Here is a 16,688-nt window from a genome sequence, read left to right as displayed (position 1 = left end):
GGACGCTGGCGACCGTCCACGGACGGGACACCTGTGAACTTTTGCGGACCGACCGGGACACGCGAGTATGACCGAGATCGTCGACTACGAGCTGTACGCGGTGCCGCCGCGGTGGCTGTTTCTGAAGCTAGAGTGTGCCGATGGCTCCGTCGGCTGGGGCGAGCCGGTGGTAGAAGGGCGCGCGCGGACGGTCCGCGGCGCCGTCGAGGAACTCGTCGAGGAGTACCTGCTCGGCGAGGATCCCGCCCCCGTCGCGGACCACTGGGAGCGACTGTACCGCGGGGGGTTCTACCGCGGCGGCCCCGTTCTCATGTCCGCCATCGCGGGGATCGATCAGGCGCTGTGGGACCTGACGGGGAAACACCTCGGCGCCCCAGTCCACGAGCTTCTGGGGGGGCCGGTCCGCGAACGCGTCCGGGTGTACCAGTGGGTCGGCGGCGACCGCCCCGCGGGCGTTGCCGAGGCGGCCGCCGAGAAGGTCGACGCGGGCTTCACCGCGCTGAAGATGAACGCGACGCCCGAACTGGAGCGCGTCGAGTCCCCCGACACGATCGAGCAGGCCGCCGAGCGCCTGCGTACGGTCCGCGAGGCCGTGGGGCCGGAGGTCGACATCGGCATCGACTTCCACGGTCGGGCGACGAAGACCGCGGCGAAACAGCTCGCGGCGGCACTGGAACCCTACGACCCGTTCTTCATCGAGGAGCCGGTGCTCCCCGAGCACAACGACGCGCTCGCCGACATCGCCGCGAGCACCAGCACCCCCATCGCGACCGGGGAGCGGCTGTTCCACCGCACCGACTTCAAGCAGGTGCTGGAGGAGAACGCGGTCGACATCATCCAGCCGGATCCGAGCCACGCGGGCGGCATCACCGAGTGTCACCGCATCGCGTCGATGGCCGGCGCCTACGACGTGTCGATCGCGCCGCACTGCCCGCTCGGCCCGGTCGCGCTCGCGTCCTGTCTCCAACTGGACGCCGTCGCGCCGAACGCGCTCATCCAGGAGCAGAGTCTCGACATCCACTACAACGAGACGAGCGACGTGCTCGACTACCTCGCGGACCCGTCGGTGTTCGAGTACGAGGACGGCTTCGTTCCGGTTCCCGATGGCCCGGGACTCGGCGTCGACATCGATGAGGACGTGCTCGAGGAACGCGACGGCCACGACGACTGGCACAACCCCGTCTGGCGCCGCCCGGACGGGAGCGTCGCCGAGTGGTGAACCGGCGGCAACAGCCGGACTATCCACGAACGGCGATCCCCGACTCCCCGCCGCAGTACGTGGGTAGTCCGGGATGACGACGCCGGACGGCCGCCGGTGACACCGATGCCCGTCCAAGGATCGGGTGGGACTGAAAGGGGCCGCCGGGCTACGCGAAGCCCGACGAAGTAAGCACGTGAGCGACTGACGGGAGCGAACGCGCGCAGCGAGTCGCGCGAGCGTAGCACGGCGGGGGCTTTCGGGCGGTTCGTCGCGGCCACGTTCCCCACCTCGAAACTGACGCTGACACCGACCGATCGCGAACCAATCATCAAGTCACCCGACCGAGACACGACGAACGAATGACCAGCTTCGACACCTCCGCCATCGACGAACTCGAACCACGATCCAGATACGACGGGACGGTCGCCGTCGTCACCGGCTCCACCCGTGGCATCGGCGCGGGCGTCGCGAAGCGACTCGCGGCCGAGGGAGCACGAGTGGTCGTCACCGGCCGCAGCGAGGACGCCGGCGCCGAGACCGTCGCCGCCATCGAGGACGCCGGCGGCGAGGCCGTCTTCGTCCGCGCGGACATGCGCGACCCCGACGACATCGCGGCGCTGTTCGAGGCGACCGCCGAGGAGTTCGGCCGCCTCGACGTGCTCGTGAACAACGCGGGCGTCGAGACGTACACCGCCGCCGACGAGGCCGAACTGGACGACTGGAACTTCGTCCTCGAAACGGACTTCCGATCCTACTGGCTCTGCGCGAAGCACGCCCGCGAGCACATGGACGAGGGCGCGATCGTCAACATGTCCAGTAACCACGCGTTCGCGACGACGCCGGGCATCTTCCCGTACAACGCGGTCAAGGCCGGCATCAACGGGATGACCCGGTCGATGGCGCTCGACTTCGGCCCCGACGTGCGCGTCAACACGGTGAACCCCGGCTGGGTCGCCATCGACCGGACCACCGGCGACATGGACGAGGAGCGCCGCGAGGAACTCGCGAGCATCCACCCGACCGGCCGGGTCGGCGTCCCCGAGGACGTCGCCGCGGCGGTGGCGTTCCTCGCCAGCGACGAGGCGGGATTCGTCACCGGCGCGAGCCTCACGATCGACGGCGGTCGGTCGGCGGTGCTACAGGATGACTTCCTGCCTGACTACCGGGAACGCCGCGAGGAGTGAGACGCCGCCGATCGCGGGTGCCGCGCGGGCCACGGATCGATCCCCCCGTACCGCAGGCGACCCGGTCGCCATCGACTCCGGCGGAGGTTTACGCTCGGGGTCCGTTCCGGCGGGTATGAACCCCGACGAGGTCCGCGAGGACTGGGCCGAGCGCGAGGGGAAGTTCTCCCCGCGCTACTACGCGGAGGAGGGACCCGACGAGGTGAGCGAGGCGATCCGATCGGCGATCGAGTTCTACGTCGGCACGGACGCCCGGGTGCTCGAACTCGGCTGCGGCTCGGGTCGCCACCTCGAACACCTCCGGCACAACGGCTTCGACCGCCTCGCCGGCATCGACATCAACGACGAGTCGTTCGACGTGATGGGCGAGTTCTTCCCGACGCTCGCGGAGACGGGCGAGTTTCACACGGGCGCCATCGAGGACCTGCTCCCGGAGTTCGACGACGACGCGTTCGACGCGGTGTACTCCGTCGAGACGCTCCAGCACGTCCACCCGGACGACGTGTGGGTGTTCGAGGAGGTCGTGCGGGTCTGCGACGACCTGCTCGTCACCGCCGAGAACGAGGGCAACGGCGCGAAGCGGGGTCGCGAGGGCGCCGAGGTGAGCTACGTCGACGACGAGTTCCCGCTGTACCACCGGAACTGGCGAGACGTGTTCTCCGAGTTGGGCGGCGTACAGGTGGTGAACGAGCCGACCGAACGGGACACGATCCGGGCGTTCAAGCTGGCCTGACCGGGCCACATCCCGCATCGCTTACTGGGCGGCTCGGCCCGAGGACCTCGCCGTTCGCGAGACCTGCGGTCTCGCCTACGTCCCTTCGAACTCCGGATCCTCGTCGGACATGAACGCCATCACGCCCTCCATGAGGTCCTCGGTGTTCATCAGCTGGCCGAACGCCTGCGCCTCGATCTCCAGCCCGGCGTCGGTGTCGTCGCGTCCGGCGAGCATCGCGCGCTTCGTGTAGCGCTGGGCGACCGGCGGCCCGGCGGCCAGATCCTGCGCGAGGTCCATCGCCGCCTCCTCGAGTTCGTCGTTCGCGACGAGTTCGTTGATGAAGCCGTAGTCGGCCATCGTCTCCGCGTCGTAGCGGTCGGCGGTGAAGATGATCTCCTTGGCGCGGCCCTCGCCGACGATGTGACGGAGGCGCTGGGTGCCGCCCCAGCCGGGTAGCAGGCCGAGATTGTGCTCCGGCTGGCCCAGCTCGGACCGCTCGGAGGCGACTCGCATGTCCGCGCAGGTGGCGAACTCCATGCCGCCGCCGAGGCAGTAGCCGTCGATGCCGGCGACGACCGGCAGGTCCGACGACTCGAACTTCCCGAACGTCGACTGGCCCTTGCGGGAGAGCTCGACCGACTGCAGCGGGTCGCCGCCGCCGGCGGCCATGCTCTGTACGTCGGCGCCGGCGGAGAAGGCGCGCTCGCCCTCGCCGGTGACCAGCACCGCGCGCACGTCGTCGTCGGCCTCCAGCTCCTCGATCGCGACGCCGAGCTCGTCCAGCAGCTCGCCGGAGATCGTGTTCATCCGGTGGGGCCGGTCGAGGACGATGTGGCCGACGCGGCCCTCCCGCTCGATGCGGATCGTCTCGAACTCGACCGCGTCCCCGGCCTCGTCGCCGTCGCCGCCGTAGAAGCCGCGACCCTCGTCGACGAGTTCGCGGAGGTAGTCGACCGCCTCGTAGCGCTCGGCGCCCGTCTCCTCGTGGCGCTCCTCGAGCGTCGAGAGCAACGCGTCGAGACCGATCCCGTCGGCCATCTTCGCGGGACCGTCGGGGAAGCCCGCCCCGAGCTTCACCGCCTGGTCGATGTCGCCGGCGTCGGCGACGTCGTTGCCGATCAGGCCGGCGACCTCGTTGGCCATCACCGCCAGCAGGGCGTGCTTGACGTCCTCGTCGACCTCGTCGGAAGGGATCTCCGCGCCGGGGCCGTCCTCGTAGTCGTAGAACCCCGTCCCGGTCTTCTTGCCCAGGTTCTCGTTGTCGACCTTCTCAGTCAGCAGCGGACACGGCTCGTAGGCGTCGCCGAGCACCTCGTGCATGTACTCGAGCACGTGGACGCCCACGTCGATGCCGACCTGGTCGGCCAACTCGAAGCTCCCCATCGGGAGCCCCATGTCGTACTTCGTCGTGGAGTCGACCGACTCGACGGTCGCCTCGCCCTCGTGGACGAGCCACGCCGCCTCGTTCATCAGGGGGACGAGCACGCGGTTGACGATGAAGCCCGGCGAGTCCTTCCGGACGCGGACCGCGGTCTTGTCCATCCGCTCGGCGACGTCCTCGACGAGATCCATCGTCCCGTCGGCGGTGTGCGCGCCCGAGATGACCTCGACGAGCTGCATGCGCACCGGCGGGTTGAAGAAGTGCATCCCGCAGAAGCGCTCCTCGCGCTCGGTCACCTCCGACAGCTCCGTGATCGAGAGGCTGGAGGTGTTCGACGCGAAGACGGCGCGGTCCGGCGCGTGCTCCTCGACCTCGGTGTACACGTCCTTCTTGATGTCCATCTTCTCGGGCACCGCCTCGATCACGAGGTCGGCGTCGGCGACGGCGTCCTCGACGGGGACGACAGCCGTCACGCGGTCGAGCGCGGCGTCGGCGTCGCTCTCGGAGATCTGGTCTTTCTCTGCGAGCTTACCGAGCGACCACTCGATCTGGTCGTAGCCGTTCTGAACGAACTCCTCGTTGATGTCCCGCAGGTTCACGTCGAACCCCGCGAGCGCGGCGACCTCCGCGATCCCGTGGCCCATGTTTCCGGCGCCCAGTACCGCGACCGTTTCTACGTCATCAACGTCCATGTGCGTCGCGTCGGAGTCCCGCCGATTCAACGTTTCCCTCCGCCGCGACGCAAACACGACACCAGTTTTCCGGAGTTGCACGCCCGGCCTCGAACGGTTCCCAGTCCTCGAACGATCTCAGTTCCGTCCCCGAAAGTCGTTTCTCGTCCGCCCGCCCACCACGAGGTATGCCAGTGGACGCAGACGCCGAGGCGTTCGACGATCTCGACCCGGCCGACCGCGAGGCGCTGGAGGCGCTCCGGGGCGACGACCGGCTCGGCCCCGTGATCGACCGCCATGGCCCGCTCACGGTCGATCCCGCCGCGGACCCGTTCGAACGGCTCGTCGTGTCGATCCTTCGCCAGCAGGTGTCGATGGCGTCCGCGGCGGCGACGCGCGAACGCCTCTTCGACGCGGTGGAGGTGACGCCCGAGGGACTGCTCGCGGCCGACGAGGAGACGCTGAAGGATGCCGGCCTCTCCCGACAGAAGACGCGGTACGTCGGCAACGTCGCCGAGGCGTTCGCCGACAACGACTGGGATCGCGAGGCGTTCGCCGCGATGGACGACGAGGCGGTGCGCGAGGAGCTAACCGCGATCACCGGCGTCGGCGAGTGGACCGCGAACATGCAGCTGTTGTTCTCGCTCGGGCGACCGGACGTGTTCCCCGTCGGCGATCTCGGGATCAGAAAGGGGATGGAGGAGCTGTACGGCCGCGAGATGAGCCGGGCGGAGATGGTCGAGGCGGCCGAGCGCTGGGCGCCGTACCGCAGCTACGCGTCGCTGTACCTGTGGCGGGCGAAGGAGGACATCGCCGCGAGCGTCGACGAGGTCGTCGAGGAGGAGTAGCGACACCGAGGGGCGACCGGGTCGATACAACGAACCGATCGCGTTGCCACTCGGCGTCGGGTGGTGTCGAGAGAGTGTGAGAAGAGGAGCCGACTTACAGCTCGACGGCTTCCTTCTGTCCGAGCGCTTCGGGGACGGTGAAGCGGATGCTCGTCGTCGCCCCGGCCATCGTGTTGATCTTGATCGTCACTTCCTCACCCTCACCGAGATTGTCGGTGTACGCACTGACATCGAAGACAAGCTGAAGACGATCGTCAGGGTCGTTCAGTACCGGTGCGGAGTTGTCCGCGTCTTTCGTCACCTTGTGACCGAACTCCTGGGTATCCGCCGCCACCCCTCCTCCATCGGCGCTGTAGTTCGCACCGTGCGTCAGCTGGTACGTTCCCTGTGGTCCGATCCAAGTGACGGTTGCATTCTGGAGGTCGATCTCACCAGCACCAGGTGCCTGCGTCACCGTCACGTTCACGTAGTCCACTTTCTCGGGATCGCCAGTAACGTTCCCGACCGTGGCGACCTCTTGCAGACGGTTACTGACTTGCTTACTGCTCTGTTGTCCGGTCTCCTGTGACTTGCTCTGGAGGAATCCTGCGGTGTTGATGAGGACGCCGGCGGCGATCGCCGCCACCAGCACCATCGCGATGAACACGATGAGGGTTCCGATACCCACCTGCCCGCGCTCTTCCTCGTCCGTGATGAATTCGAACATTGTGTGTCGTTCCGACCCGTCCGCGGCGGCGGATCGGGTATACTCGGATCGGCGTCCACCGCGTTGATATACCTTCGCCGCCGAGTTTCAGGAACGATATTCTCGTCCCGCGACCGGACGGACGCGTCTGCGTATCGAGATCGGCGAAAATCGGGCGACACCGCGTGGCGAACTATCGCCGTCGGTCACGCGTCGGTCCGAAGCGTTCCCCTCCCGTTCGGGACCGGGATTACTCCTCGTCGTCCTCGTCTTCGTCCTTCATCGTCTGCAGCTGCGAGACCAGGTCGTCGGTCGAGGCGCCCGCCTCGAAGCTCGCCTCGCCCTCGTGGTCGTTCTCGTGGGCGTCGACGGTCGACCCGTCGGCCGCGTCGGCGCCGTCGTTCTGCTGACGTTCCTGCTCGGATTCATCGTAGCTCCCGAAGCCCATATTAAACACTGGTCACCCGAGAGGGAAAAGCGGTCCGGCCTGTCCGGCGGGCGTGAGTCGCTACCGCGTGCTACTCCTCGGAGCCCTCTTCTTCCTCCTCGTCGCTCTCGGGGTTCCGGCCCTCGTCGGCACGGCGCTGCACGTCGACGCGGTAGTGTTGGAGGATGTCGCGTCCGAGGAGGAGCGGGTACTCCATGTGCGAGCGGTCCTCGACGCTGGCGGTGACGGTGTGCTGTTCGCCGCCGATCCCGACGACGAGGTCGACGACCGGCCGAGCCTTCCCGGACTTCACCGACCCCGACTTGACCCGGGTCATGCTCTTGATCGGCCCGGCGCCGATCTCCGCGGCCAGCTGCGTGTCGATCGACGAGCGGGTCGCGCCGGTGTCGGACTTCGCGTACGCCTGTGTCGCTCCTTGCGTCCCGGCGACGTTGACCTGCTCGATGTACCCGATAGTCGGGGTCTGCCCGTCGTTGATCCGGCGCTCGGCGGGCATACACGCCGGCGTCGAATCGTCGAGCACCGCCGACAGCTCCTCGACGCGGTCGTCGTCGACGCTGCCGCCGCCGCGCTCGATGGCCAGCCGGGCGATGTAGGGCGCCGGCGAGCGACCGCTCGCTGCGAACAGCCCTTTGAATCCGGCGGTCGGGTTCACTTCCAGCACGTACCAGCCGTCGTACCCCTGCACGAGGTCGACGCCGGCGTAATCGAGCCCGACCGTCTCGGCCGCCTGCAGCGCCATCGCCGCCGCCTCGTCGTCAAGCGAGGTCGTGGCGTCCTCCACGTCGCCGCCGAGCGCGACGTTGGTTCGCCAGTCTCCATCCGGGGCGTAGCGGTTCATGGCGCCGACGATCTCGCCGCCGACGACGTACACGCGGGTGTCGTGATGTCTCGAATCGTCGCGGTCGATGAGCTCCTGCAGGAACGCCTGCCGGTTCCCGACCATCGGGTTGACCGGCTCGTCGAGGTCGATCTTCCAGGTCCCGCCGCCGTGGGTCCCGATCGCGGTCTTGTACACGCCCTCCGACCCGAACCGATCGCGACCCTGATTGAGTCGGTCGTTCGACAGCGCCAGCAGCGCGTCCGGGACGCGGACGCCGTCCTCCACCAGCGCGACGGCGGAGGCGAACTTGTGCATCGCCGTGAGCACGGCCGACGGGTCGTTGAGGATCGGTCGTGCGCGGCCGAACGTGTGCGCGAGACCGAGTCCCTCCGCCGGCTGTTCGATGTTCGACAGCAGCATCCGGTTGGCGATCACGTCGACGTCCGGCTCGATCGCGACCTCGCCGTCCTCGATGCTGACGGCCGCGTTCTCCCGCCGGAGCCACTCGGGCTCGTGGCCCAGGGCCTCGACCGCGTTGCAGATCGCCTTCGTCTCCTTGCTCGTGTGGAGGGAGAGTACCCCGACGCGTACCGGATCGTCAGTCATACACGATGACTCGTCGGGGGCATCAAATGTGTCACGGTCGGCGAAAGACCGTGTGGGTCACGGGCACGAACCGCCGTCGGGGCGGCCCCGGCGGGCCGAACGTCGGTCGGCCGACGCGGTACTTTATCACGCTCGGTCGCACACCGGCGACCATGACCGGCGCCGACGTCTTCACGTACAACGGGGGTCGGGTGGACCCGGGAGAGCGACAGAACATCCGGTTCGTGGTGTCGGAGACGTATCTCGGCGACCCCGTCCGGATCCCGGTGACGATCATCAACGGCGAGCGGCCGGGACCGACCGCCTTCCTCTCGGCGGCCGCCCACGGCGACGAACTCAACGGGATCGAGGTCGTCAGAGAGGTGGCACACGAGTGGGACCTGGCGGACCTGGCGGGTACGCTCATCTGTCTGCCCGTGTTGAACGTTCCGGGCTTTCTCGCACAACAGCGCTACCTTCCGGTGTACGACCGCGACCTGAACCGCTCGTTCCCCGGTTCGGCGGACTCGACGAGCGCGAAGCGAATGGCCGCGCGCATCTACACGAACTTCATCGACCCGTGCGACTTCGGGCTGGACTTTCACACGTCGACGCGGGGGCGAACGAACATGATCCATGCCCGCGCCGACATGGGTGACTCCGACGCCGCTCGCCTCGCCCGGGCGTACGGAACGAACGTCATCATCGACAGCGAAGGCTCCTCCGGGATGCTCCGAACGGAGGCTGTGACCGACGGGATCCCGGCGATCACCGTCGAGATGGGCGAGGCACACCGCTTCCAGCGGGCGCTGATCGACGAGGCGCTCTCGGGGGTCCGCTCGACGTTCGCGGAGTACGGGATGCTTGAGGCCGAACACGTCCGCTGGCCGGGCTGGCGGACCGTGATCACCGAGGAACGCGAGAAGACGTGGCTCAGGGCCGACAGCGGCGGAATGGTCGACATGCACTTCGAACGAGGCTCGCTGGTCCACGAGGGGGACACGGTCTGTACCATCACGAACCCGTTCAAGGACGACAACGTCGCCATCGAGGCGCCGTTCACCGGTCTCCTCGTCGGCATCCTCGAGAACCCGGTGGTGTACCCCGGAAACCCGCTGTGTCACCTCGTCGAACTCGGTGAGCGGACCCGACGGGTCGTCGAACTGGACCAGAGCCCGAGCACTGTCGAGCGATGACAATCCCGACGGAGGTCGGCCGAACGGACGGGTGAACGGAACGACGACGAGACGATACGGAGAGGAGACGGACCGCCCGGGGTGACCTACTCCAGCACGCGGAAGTCGTCGTCGAGCACGACGCGCTCGCCGCCGTCGGGGCGCTCGAACGCCACCGCGCCCACATCCGTGTTCACCGGCTTCCACGTGAGGAACGTCGCGAACCGTTCCCAGGCGTGCTCGCCGGGCGTCCCGTCGGCGGCGACGTCGTCGGCGGCGGGGTTTCCGAACAGCGGGTGGCTCACGCGACCGCGGCCGCAGGTCTCACAGACGAGCTCCGCGAGGCCCCTGTACGCGGAACCGCACGCCTCGCAGGCCTGTCCACCCGAAGCCTCGTGGTCCGGGCAGCGACGTATCGAGCGCTCGACCTCGCCCCCGCACTCCAGACACATGCCGTCGAACATGGCGCGGAGCCGCCGCTGCAACACGCGATGTGCCCGCCGGAACAGCGACTCGGGGTCACCGTCCTCACGGTTGCCGGGGGGAGCACGACCCCGGAGAGCGTTCCCTCCGGGGTCTCGTCGGCATCGAACAGCCCCTCGCACTCGGTGCAGTAGCTGATCACGTGGTGGTCGCTGTACTGCACGCGAACGCCGCCGCCGCAGAACGGACAGCTGGCGTCGACCGGAGCCCTGTGGAACTCGATCGGGCCGTCGACGACGCCGCGGTCCAGCAGCCGCACGGCCTCGCGCCCGGGTTCGCGAAGGCGGTAGCCGGCGTCGGCCTTCTCGACGAACCGACCGGTCAGCTTGTCGAGGTGGTAGCTGAACTTCCCGCTGTCGCGTTCGCCGACGGCCCGGCGGAGGTCGCTGTAGGCCATCGCGTCCGCTCGGGGTCCCGCTCTCGGCTCGCGCGTCGCGAGCGTCTGGAGGATCGTAAGCCGGAGACCGTCGCCGAGGAACCCGAACGCGTCCTCGGCGCGGTCCGTAGAAGAGTTAGGCAATGTACCGACCGGTGAACCGCGGGCATATTAGTTCCCGGCCCCCGCCGGGTCGCGTCGTATGGTGGGCTCCGTGGTTCCAGTCCTGGGCGTGCGGGTGCGTCACGTAACTACTATACCCCCATAGGCCGGAGCGGCAGACGTATGAGCCAGTCGTATGACAGGGGTCTCGTCGAGGACTTCGGCCGGTGGCGGGAGTTCTCGGCGGGGATGTGGGCATGGGTGTTCCACAAGTTCACGGGCTGGGTGCTCGTGGGGTACCTGTTCACCCACATCGCCGTGCTGAGTACCGCCATCTCCGCGGCCGGACAGACGCAGGCCATCGCGGCCGAAAACGACGTGTACACCACCGTCATCGTCGCGTTGGAGAGTCTGCTGGTCGTTCGAATCCTCGAGGTCGGGCTGCTCGCGGTCGCCGTCTTCCACATCCTGAACGGCTGCCGCCTGCTGCTCGTCGACCTGGGGATCGGTCTCGAAAGCCAGGACAAGAGCTTCTACGCGTCGCTGATCCTGACGGGCGCCATCGTCGTCGCGTCGGTCCCGACGTTCCTCGCGGGGGTGTTCTAGCGATGGCCGAGCGCTACTCCTCCTTCGAGACGGGCGGGCGCCGGTGGCTGTGGCAGCGCATCACCGCCGCGTTCCTCGTGGTGGTGCTCGCGTTCCACTTCTTCCTGCTCCACTTCGTCAACCACGCCGACGAGGTGTCGTTCCTCGCCTCGAGCGCACGGATGACGGACCTCACCTACTACTCGCTGATGGTGCTGTTCCTGATCACCGCGACGTTCCACGGGGTCAACGGCGTCTACAACGCGCTGGAGAACCAGGGACTGACCGGCACGAAGAAGCAGGTCGTCAAGTACACGCTGATCGCGGCGAGCGTGGTGCTCGTCGTGCAGGGGATCCGCACCGCGAACGCCTGGGCGGGCTTCCCCACCTTCTGACAATGAGCACGCAAGTTCCAGAGACGGAGACGGAAACCGAGGCAGAGACCGAGGTCGACCACGACGAGCCGCTGGCGCCCGCACAGGAGGAGCGGATGCGCAAGAAGGCCGAGGCTCGGGCCGACCGCGAGGAGCGTGCACGCCGCGAGGCCGCAGAGCGCGCCGACAGCGACGACGACACGGTCCACCTCAAGGTGTTCCGCTTCGACCCGGAGGTCAAGGGGAAACAGGAGCCGCGCTTCGACGACTTTCACGTCCCGTTCGAGAAGGGGATGACCGTTCTCGACGCGCTCATCTACGCGCGGGACACGTTCGACTCCTCGCTCACGTTCCGACACTCCTGCCGGCAGGCGATCTGCGGGTCGGACGCGCTGTTCATCAACGGCCGCCAGCGGCTCGGCTGTAAGACGCAGCTGTCCGATCTCGACCAGCCGGTTCGCGTCGAACCGCTGCCGCACGCCGAGGTCGAGAAGGACCTCGTCGTCGACATGGACCACTTCTACGACCAGATGGAGGCGGTCGAGCCGTACTTCGACGCCGACGAGCTGCCGGACGGCGAGTTGGACGAGCAGCGTCAGACGCGGGAGAACCGCGAGAAGGTGAAGATGTCCACGCGCTGCATCTGGTGTGGCGCGTGTATGTCCTCGTGCAACATCGCCGCGGGCAACAACGAGTACCTCGGTCCCGCCGCGATCAACAAGGCGTACCGCTTCGCCATGGACGAACGGGAGGGCGAGGACCGCAAACAGCACCGGCTCAACATCCTCGAGCAGGAGAACGGCGTCTGGCGGTGTCAGACCCAGTTCTCGTGCACCGAGGTGTGCCCGAAGGACATCCCGCTGACCGAGCACATCCAGGAGCTCAAGCGGGAGGCGGTCAAGAGTAACCTGAAGTTCTGGTAGGCTCGCCCCGGTCAGCTACCCGAACCGGCACGCGATTGAAGTAGCCCGAACCCCAAGCGAGTTCAGCGACGAACCGTGGGGGTTCGGCAGGACGGACGACCATCGAACGCAGCGACCGAACGAAGCAACACGGACACAACACACGACACATGTACGAACACGACGTCATCGTGGTCGGCGCCGGCGGCGCGGGACTCCGCGCGGCCATCGCCGCCCAGGAGGAAGGCGCGGACGTGGCCATCGTCTCGAAGCTCCACCCGGTGCGCAGTCACACCGGCGCCGCGGAGGGCGGCATCAACGCGGCCCTACGCGAGGGGGACTCGTGGCAGGACCACGCCTACGACACGATGAAGGGGTCGGACTACCTCGGCGACGCCCCCGCCATCGAGACGCTCTGTCAGGACTCCCCGAAGGAGGTAATCCAGCTCGAACACTGGGGGATGGCGTTCTCCCGCGACGACGACGGCCGGGTCTCTCAGCGGCCGTTCGGCGGCCTCTCGTTCCCGCGAACCACCTACGCGGGCGCCGAGACCGGCCACCAGCTGCTCCACACGATGTACGAGCAGCTCGTCAAGCGCGGCATCACCGTCTACGACGAGTGGTACGTCTCGGATCTCGCCGTCACCGACGAGGAGCGGCCGGAGGACCGCACGTGTCACGGCGTCGTCGCCCACGACATTCAAAGCGGCGAGCTGTCGGGCTTCCGCGCGACCGAGGGGGTCATCCTCGCGACGGGTGGCCTCGGTCAGGTGTTCAGCCACACCACCAACGCCGTCGCCAACACCGGCGACGGGGTCGCGATGGCCTATCGCGCGGGCGTCCCCATCGAGGACATGGAGTTCATCCAGTTCCATCCCACGACCCTCCCGAGCACGGGGGTTCTCATCACGGAGGGCGTCCGCGGCGAGGGCGGGATCCTCTACAACGAGGACGGCGAGCGCTTCATGTTCGAGCACGGGTACGCGAACAACGACGGGGAGCTGGCCTCCCGTGACGTGGTCTCCCGGGCCGAGCTGACCGAGGTGAACGAGGGACGCGGCATCGACGACGAGTACGTCCACCTCGACATGCGTCACCTCGGCGAGGACCGCATCATCGACCGGCTGGAGAACATCGTCCACCTCTCGAAGGACTTCGAGGGCGTCGATCCCCTCGACGAGCCGATGCCCGTCAAGCCCGGCCAGCACTACGCGATGGGCGGCATCGAGACCGACGAGAACGGCGAGACGTGCGTCGGCGGGCTGTACGCCGCCGGTGAGTGCGCGTGCGCGTCCGTCCACGGCTCGAACCGCCTCGGCGGCAACGCGCTGCCGGAGCTCATCGTCTTCGGGAAGCGCGCGGGCGCCCACGCCGCGGGCAAGGACCTCGGCACCGCGGAGATCGAGACGGGCCAGCGCGGCGAGTACGAGCTCGGCGAGGTCGACACGCCGGTCCAACCCGGCGAGGTCGAGCCCGCGGGCGGCGAGGGCGACGCGGTCGCCGACGGCGGGGTGGCCGCCGACACCGGATCGGGCGACGGGCGCGACATCGTCGAGCGGGCGGTCGTCCGCGAGCGCGAACGGGTCCAGTCGCTCATGGAGAAGGAGGACGGCCTCCAGCACGCGGAGATCCGCTCGGACGTACAGGAGTCGATGACCCGATGGGTGAACGTCTTCCGCGAGGAGGATGGCCTCAAACAGGCGCTCGAGGACATCGCGGAGGCGCGCGAGCGCTACCAGGACGTCTTCGTGAAGGACCCCTCGCGCACGTTCAACACCGACCTCATCCAGACGCTGGAGACGCGCAACATCCTCGATCTGGCGGAGGCGATCACCCTCGGCGCGCTCGCGCGCGACGAGTTCCGCGGCGCCCACTGGCGCGCGGAGCATCAGGAGCGCCGCGACGACGAGTGGCTCAAGCACACGATGCTGTCGTGGAACGACGGGACGCCGGAACTCTGGTACAAGCCGGCCATCCTCGAGGGCGAGGACAAGAAGTACGAGCCGAAGACCCGCTCGTACTGATCTGTCCCGCGTCGATCGACCGCGCCCGTCAGTTTTCTCCGACCGTCTCGCCGTCAGCAGTCGAAACTGCGGACCACAACCCGGCGGCTGCATCGGAACTCGGAGCGGGGGGATTCGGTTATGCGGGGAACAACGACCGCCTCAGGGCGGCTCCGGCTGTTTCGACGATCGTCGTACAACAGTTTTACAGGTGTCGAAGACATCGGAGAACTCACGATGGCTTCCACGCACGCTGACGCTGCGGATGCCGCGGACACCGCGGCCGCCGATGTCGACGAAGCGACCCCGATGACACAGCTCCCGAACGGGGTCTCTTCTCCCCGGGCGAAGCTGGTGTATCTGTATCTGGCGACCCACGGCGCGGTCCGCGAGGACAACCTGTGTGACGGGCTGTCGATGAAACGGATCTCCCTGTACTCCATTCTGCAGACGCTGCGGGAGGCGGGGCACGTCGAGAAATCGGACGGCCGCTACGCGCTGGCATGACATCCTCCTCGCCGTGAACGGCGAGGTTTCCTCGCGCTGGGGGTATCGCTTACCGGCCCACGGAGGCAACTTGCGGGTTCGTATGCTCCTCGTTGGGACAGGGAGAGCGTGATGACTCCAACCATTCGTGGTTGTCCCACTTGAGGCATACAGGCCGTGCCATCGGCCGTGTTACCGTCGTCTGCCGTCTCAAGAACGTCTCTGACGCTGTGAGGTCTGCGTGTCCCTCGAATCCACACGGACACGTCAGCGTGTCGCGGTGTCGCGTCGTATCCGCTGTCGAACCGCAGTTCGGACACTCCTGACTTGTCCACGCTTCAGACCGAACCTCGACCGACATACCGTATTCTTCGGCGGTACACGCCAGTCGATTCACGAACGCTCGGAACGCCCAGAAATTGTGCGTCTTCGCGTTCGTCTCAACCGACCAGTGCGTGTCCAACACGTCCGTCAACGCCCCGACGTACACCGTCGAAACACCTTCATCGTAGAGGCGTTCGATGAGGTCACGGGCGAGGGCGTCTTGGGCGTGGTCACGTCGCTTGGTACGCCGGTCGTACAGGCGTCGGATACGGTGACTACTGTGCCGACGTTCTTCCAACAGAGATTGAAGACGGGCGATCTCTTGCGTCGTCTCGCGGAACCGCTCGAACAGGTCACGTCCTTCGTACAGGTATTGCTGGCCGGTCGTGGTTGTGCAGGCGACGAGGCTGTTCGCACCAATATCCAGAGCGGCTTCTTCCGAAGCCAGTGGTGATGCCAGTCGAGAATCATCAATAGTGACTGGCTGCAAGGCCCTGAACATCTGTGCTTGCTCGTCGTAAAACAATTCCAACCGACCCTGCTTCTCATACTCCTTCCAGTTGGCGTCGCCCCGAACTTCGAGCCGGAGGCGTTCGCGATGCCCCAACCCGTACTCGTCTTTCAGGTCTTTGCCGACGAGGATCTCAAGGCGAGAGTATTCGCCCCACTCAACGGAGTACGACGTGTTTCGGATGTACGTGCGGAGTTCTCGCCCGTCTTTGGAGTTGCTCCAGAAGCCGGGGTTACCGTTGGCTTCGCCTTTCTTCTTGAGGCTAAAGAACGACTTCCACGCTTCGCGGTTCTTCCGTTCGATTTGCTGAACCGCCGAAGCCCCGAGAACACCGCTATAGCGACCGCGATACTCGCAAATGTCCCATACGTCGCCGTCAGGGTCGGCATAGTGTTCGCGGCGCTCGTAGTTAATCTCGTTCCAGAGAGCGGCAGAAGCGTCCAACACGCGGCGAAGCAACTCCTCGTCCTCGTCGGACTGCGGAATCACCTCGAACGTGTTGGATCGCTTCATCGACTACTGTGTGTATCGGAACACACATAAAAATGTAGTTTGTGTGTTACTGTATGGTCGAAGTTCGCATCGAGTTTGACGACGACGAACAGTACGAACGACTGAAGGAACTGAAGAAACACCGTGGACTGACGTGGAAGGGCTTACTACTGGAAGGCGAGAAGAAAGTCAGGGAGGATACCCCAGAGTGAGCGTCGAACGCGAGCTGTGAAGTAGAGTGGCGGATTCACGCCCGCCCTGAAGGGCGGGACTCTCTCCTTGAGTCAGGTAGGTGGGCGAGCGTCGGAACGAACCGGTCCCGCCGGTCGCCCCT

Annotated in this window: 17 protein-coding genes and 2 pseudogenes; 11 read left to right on the top strand and 8 right to left on the bottom strand. The window is 66.9% G+C overall.

Annotation, left to right across the window (positions count from 1 at the left end):
* Positions 1 to 67 precede the first annotated feature (67 nt).
* The 3 genes from dgoD (at position 68) to K6T25_RS12195 (ending at position 3,118) form a co-directional block, all read left to right on the top strand.
* A complete protein-coding gene (gene dgoD, locus K6T25_RS12205; protein WP_222914451.1) occupies positions 68 to 1,219 on the top strand; it encodes a galactonate dehydratase in 1,152 nt (383 codons plus the stop codon).
* A 341-nt stretch (positions 1,220 to 1,560) separates the two neighbouring features.
* Positions 1,561 to 2,385 (top strand): SDR family NAD(P)-dependent oxidoreductase, encoded by an 825-nt coding sequence (locus tag K6T25_RS12200; RefSeq protein ID WP_222914449.1) that lies wholly within the window; start codon positions 1,561 to 1,563, stop codon positions 2,383 to 2,385.
* Between the two features lie 115 nt (positions 2,386 to 2,500).
* Positions 2,501 to 3,118, top strand: a complete 618-nt coding sequence (locus K6T25_RS12195) for a class I SAM-dependent methyltransferase (RefSeq protein ID WP_222914447.1) — start codon at positions 2,501 to 2,503, stop codon at positions 3,116 to 3,118.
* Between the two features lie 75 nt (positions 3,119 to 3,193).
* Here the strand turns inward: K6T25_RS12195 and K6T25_RS12190 are convergent, their stop codons facing one another.
* The gene (locus K6T25_RS12190) at positions 3,194 to 5,173 is read right to left on the bottom strand and encodes a 3-hydroxyacyl-CoA dehydrogenase/enoyl-CoA hydratase family protein (protein ID WP_222914445.1); all 1,980 of its coding nucleotides are present in this window, start codon (positions 5,171 to 5,173) and stop codon (positions 3,194 to 3,196) included.
* Between the two features lie 167 nt (positions 5,174 to 5,340).
* Between K6T25_RS12190 and K6T25_RS12185 the strand changes: the two genes are divergently transcribed.
* On the top strand, positions 5,341 to 6,000 hold the full coding sequence (locus tag K6T25_RS12185) for a DNA-3-methyladenine glycosylase family protein (protein WP_222914443.1): 660 nt from the start codon (positions 5,341 to 5,343) through the stop codon (positions 5,998 to 6,000).
* Between the two features lie 94 nt (positions 6,001 to 6,094).
* Here the strand turns inward: K6T25_RS12185 and K6T25_RS12180 are convergent, their stop codons facing one another.
* The 3 genes from K6T25_RS12180 to K6T25_RS12170 all read right to left on the bottom strand — a co-directional run bounded on the left by K6T25_RS12180 (position 6,095) and on the right by K6T25_RS12170 (position 8,562).
* Positions 6,095 to 6,706 carry an archaellin/type IV pilin N-terminal domain-containing protein gene (locus K6T25_RS12180; RefSeq protein WP_222914441.1) on the bottom strand — a complete coding sequence of 204 codons (612 nt, stop codon included), beginning with the start codon at positions 6,704 to 6,706 and terminating at the stop codon, positions 6,095 to 6,097.
* 229 nt (positions 6,707 to 6,935) lie between these two features.
* On the bottom strand, positions 6,936 to 7,133 hold the full coding sequence (locus K6T25_RS12175) for a DUF5786 family protein (RefSeq protein ID WP_222914438.1): 198 nt from the start codon (positions 7,131 to 7,133) through the stop codon (positions 6,936 to 6,938).
* A gap of 70 nt (positions 7,134 to 7,203) precedes the next feature.
* A complete protein-coding gene (locus tag K6T25_RS12170; RefSeq protein WP_222914436.1) occupies positions 7,204 to 8,562 on the bottom strand; it encodes a RimK family alpha-L-glutamate ligase in 1,359 nt (452 codons plus the stop codon).
* Positions 8,563 to 8,714: 152 nt separating this feature from the next.
* Here K6T25_RS12170 and K6T25_RS12165 point away from each other — a divergent pair, with 152 nt between their 5' ends.
* Entirely contained in the window at positions 8,715 to 9,737 is a 1,023-nt protein-coding gene (locus K6T25_RS12165) for a succinylglutamate desuccinylase/aspartoacylase family protein (protein WP_222914433.1), read from the top strand.
* An 86-nt stretch (positions 9,738 to 9,823) separates the two neighbouring features.
* On the opposite strand, the gene K6T25_RS12160 is transcribed toward K6T25_RS12165, so the two are convergent.
* From K6T25_RS12160 to K6T25_RS15785, 3 genes and pseudogenes are all read right to left on the bottom strand, one after another.
* Complete coding sequence (locus K6T25_RS12160) at positions 9,824 to 10,021, bottom strand: hypothetical protein (protein ID WP_222914432.1); 198 nt, start codon at positions 10,019 to 10,021, stop codon at positions 9,824 to 9,826.
* A gap of 87 nt (positions 10,022 to 10,108) precedes the next feature.
* Positions 10,109 to 10,321: pseudogene (locus K6T25_RS15790) on the bottom strand (DUF7351 domain-containing protein); the annotation flags it as partial.
* 188 nt (positions 10,322 to 10,509) lie between these two features.
* Positions 10,510 to 10,719 (bottom strand): annotated as a pseudogene (locus K6T25_RS15785) (DUF7347 domain-containing protein); the annotation flags it as partial.
* Between the two features lie 141 nt (positions 10,720 to 10,860).
* Between K6T25_RS15785 and sdhC the strand changes: the two are divergent.
* The 5 genes from sdhC to K6T25_RS12130 all read left to right on the top strand — a co-directional run bounded on the left by sdhC (position 10,861) and on the right by K6T25_RS12130 (position 15,048).
* Entirely contained in the window at positions 10,861 to 11,283 is a 423-nt protein-coding gene (gene sdhC, locus K6T25_RS12150) for a succinate dehydrogenase, cytochrome b556 subunit (RefSeq protein ID WP_222914429.1), read from the top strand.
* Between the two features lie 2 nt (positions 11,284 to 11,285).
* A complete protein-coding gene (locus tag K6T25_RS12145; protein WP_222914427.1) occupies positions 11,286 to 11,657 on the top strand; it encodes a succinate dehydrogenase/fumarate reductase transmembrane subunit in 372 nt (123 codons plus the stop codon).
* Between the two features lie 2 nt (positions 11,658 to 11,659).
* Complete coding sequence (locus tag K6T25_RS12140; RefSeq protein ID WP_222914425.1) at positions 11,660 to 12,559, top strand: succinate dehydrogenase/fumarate reductase iron-sulfur subunit; 900 nt, start codon at positions 11,660 to 11,662, stop codon at positions 12,557 to 12,559.
* A 149-nt stretch (positions 12,560 to 12,708) separates the two neighbouring features.
* Positions 12,709 to 14,562 (top strand): FAD-binding protein, encoded by a 1,854-nt coding sequence (locus K6T25_RS12135; RefSeq protein WP_222914422.1) that lies wholly within the window; start codon positions 12,709 to 12,711, stop codon positions 14,560 to 14,562.
* Between the two features lie 216 nt (positions 14,563 to 14,778).
* Complete coding sequence (locus tag K6T25_RS12130; protein ID WP_345778222.1) at positions 14,779 to 15,048, top strand: TrmB family transcriptional regulator; 270 nt, start codon at positions 14,779 to 14,781, stop codon at positions 15,046 to 15,048.
* A gap of 49 nt (positions 15,049 to 15,097) precedes the next feature.
* On the opposite strand, the gene K6T25_RS12125 is transcribed toward K6T25_RS12130, so the two are convergent.
* Positions 15,098 to 16,375 (bottom strand): RNA-guided endonuclease InsQ/TnpB family protein, encoded by a 1,278-nt coding sequence (locus tag K6T25_RS12125; protein WP_222914420.1) that lies wholly within the window; start codon positions 16,373 to 16,375, stop codon positions 15,098 to 15,100.
* A gap of 53 nt (positions 16,376 to 16,428) precedes the next feature.
* On the opposite strand from K6T25_RS12125, the gene K6T25_RS12120 reads away from it, so the two are divergent.
* Complete coding sequence (locus tag K6T25_RS12120) at positions 16,429 to 16,566, top strand: hypothetical protein (protein WP_013440500.1); 138 nt, start codon at positions 16,429 to 16,431, stop codon at positions 16,564 to 16,566.
* Positions 16,567 to 16,688: the final 122 nt, after the last annotated feature.

This window comes from Halobaculum rubrum, assembly GCF_019880225.1.
Lineage (GTDB): Archaea > Halobacteriota > Halobacteria > Halobacteriales > Haloferacaceae > Halobaculum > Halobaculum rubrum.
The sequence above is the reverse complement of the archived record's forward strand: the minus strand, read 5'-3'. Positions and strand labels throughout refer to the sequence as shown.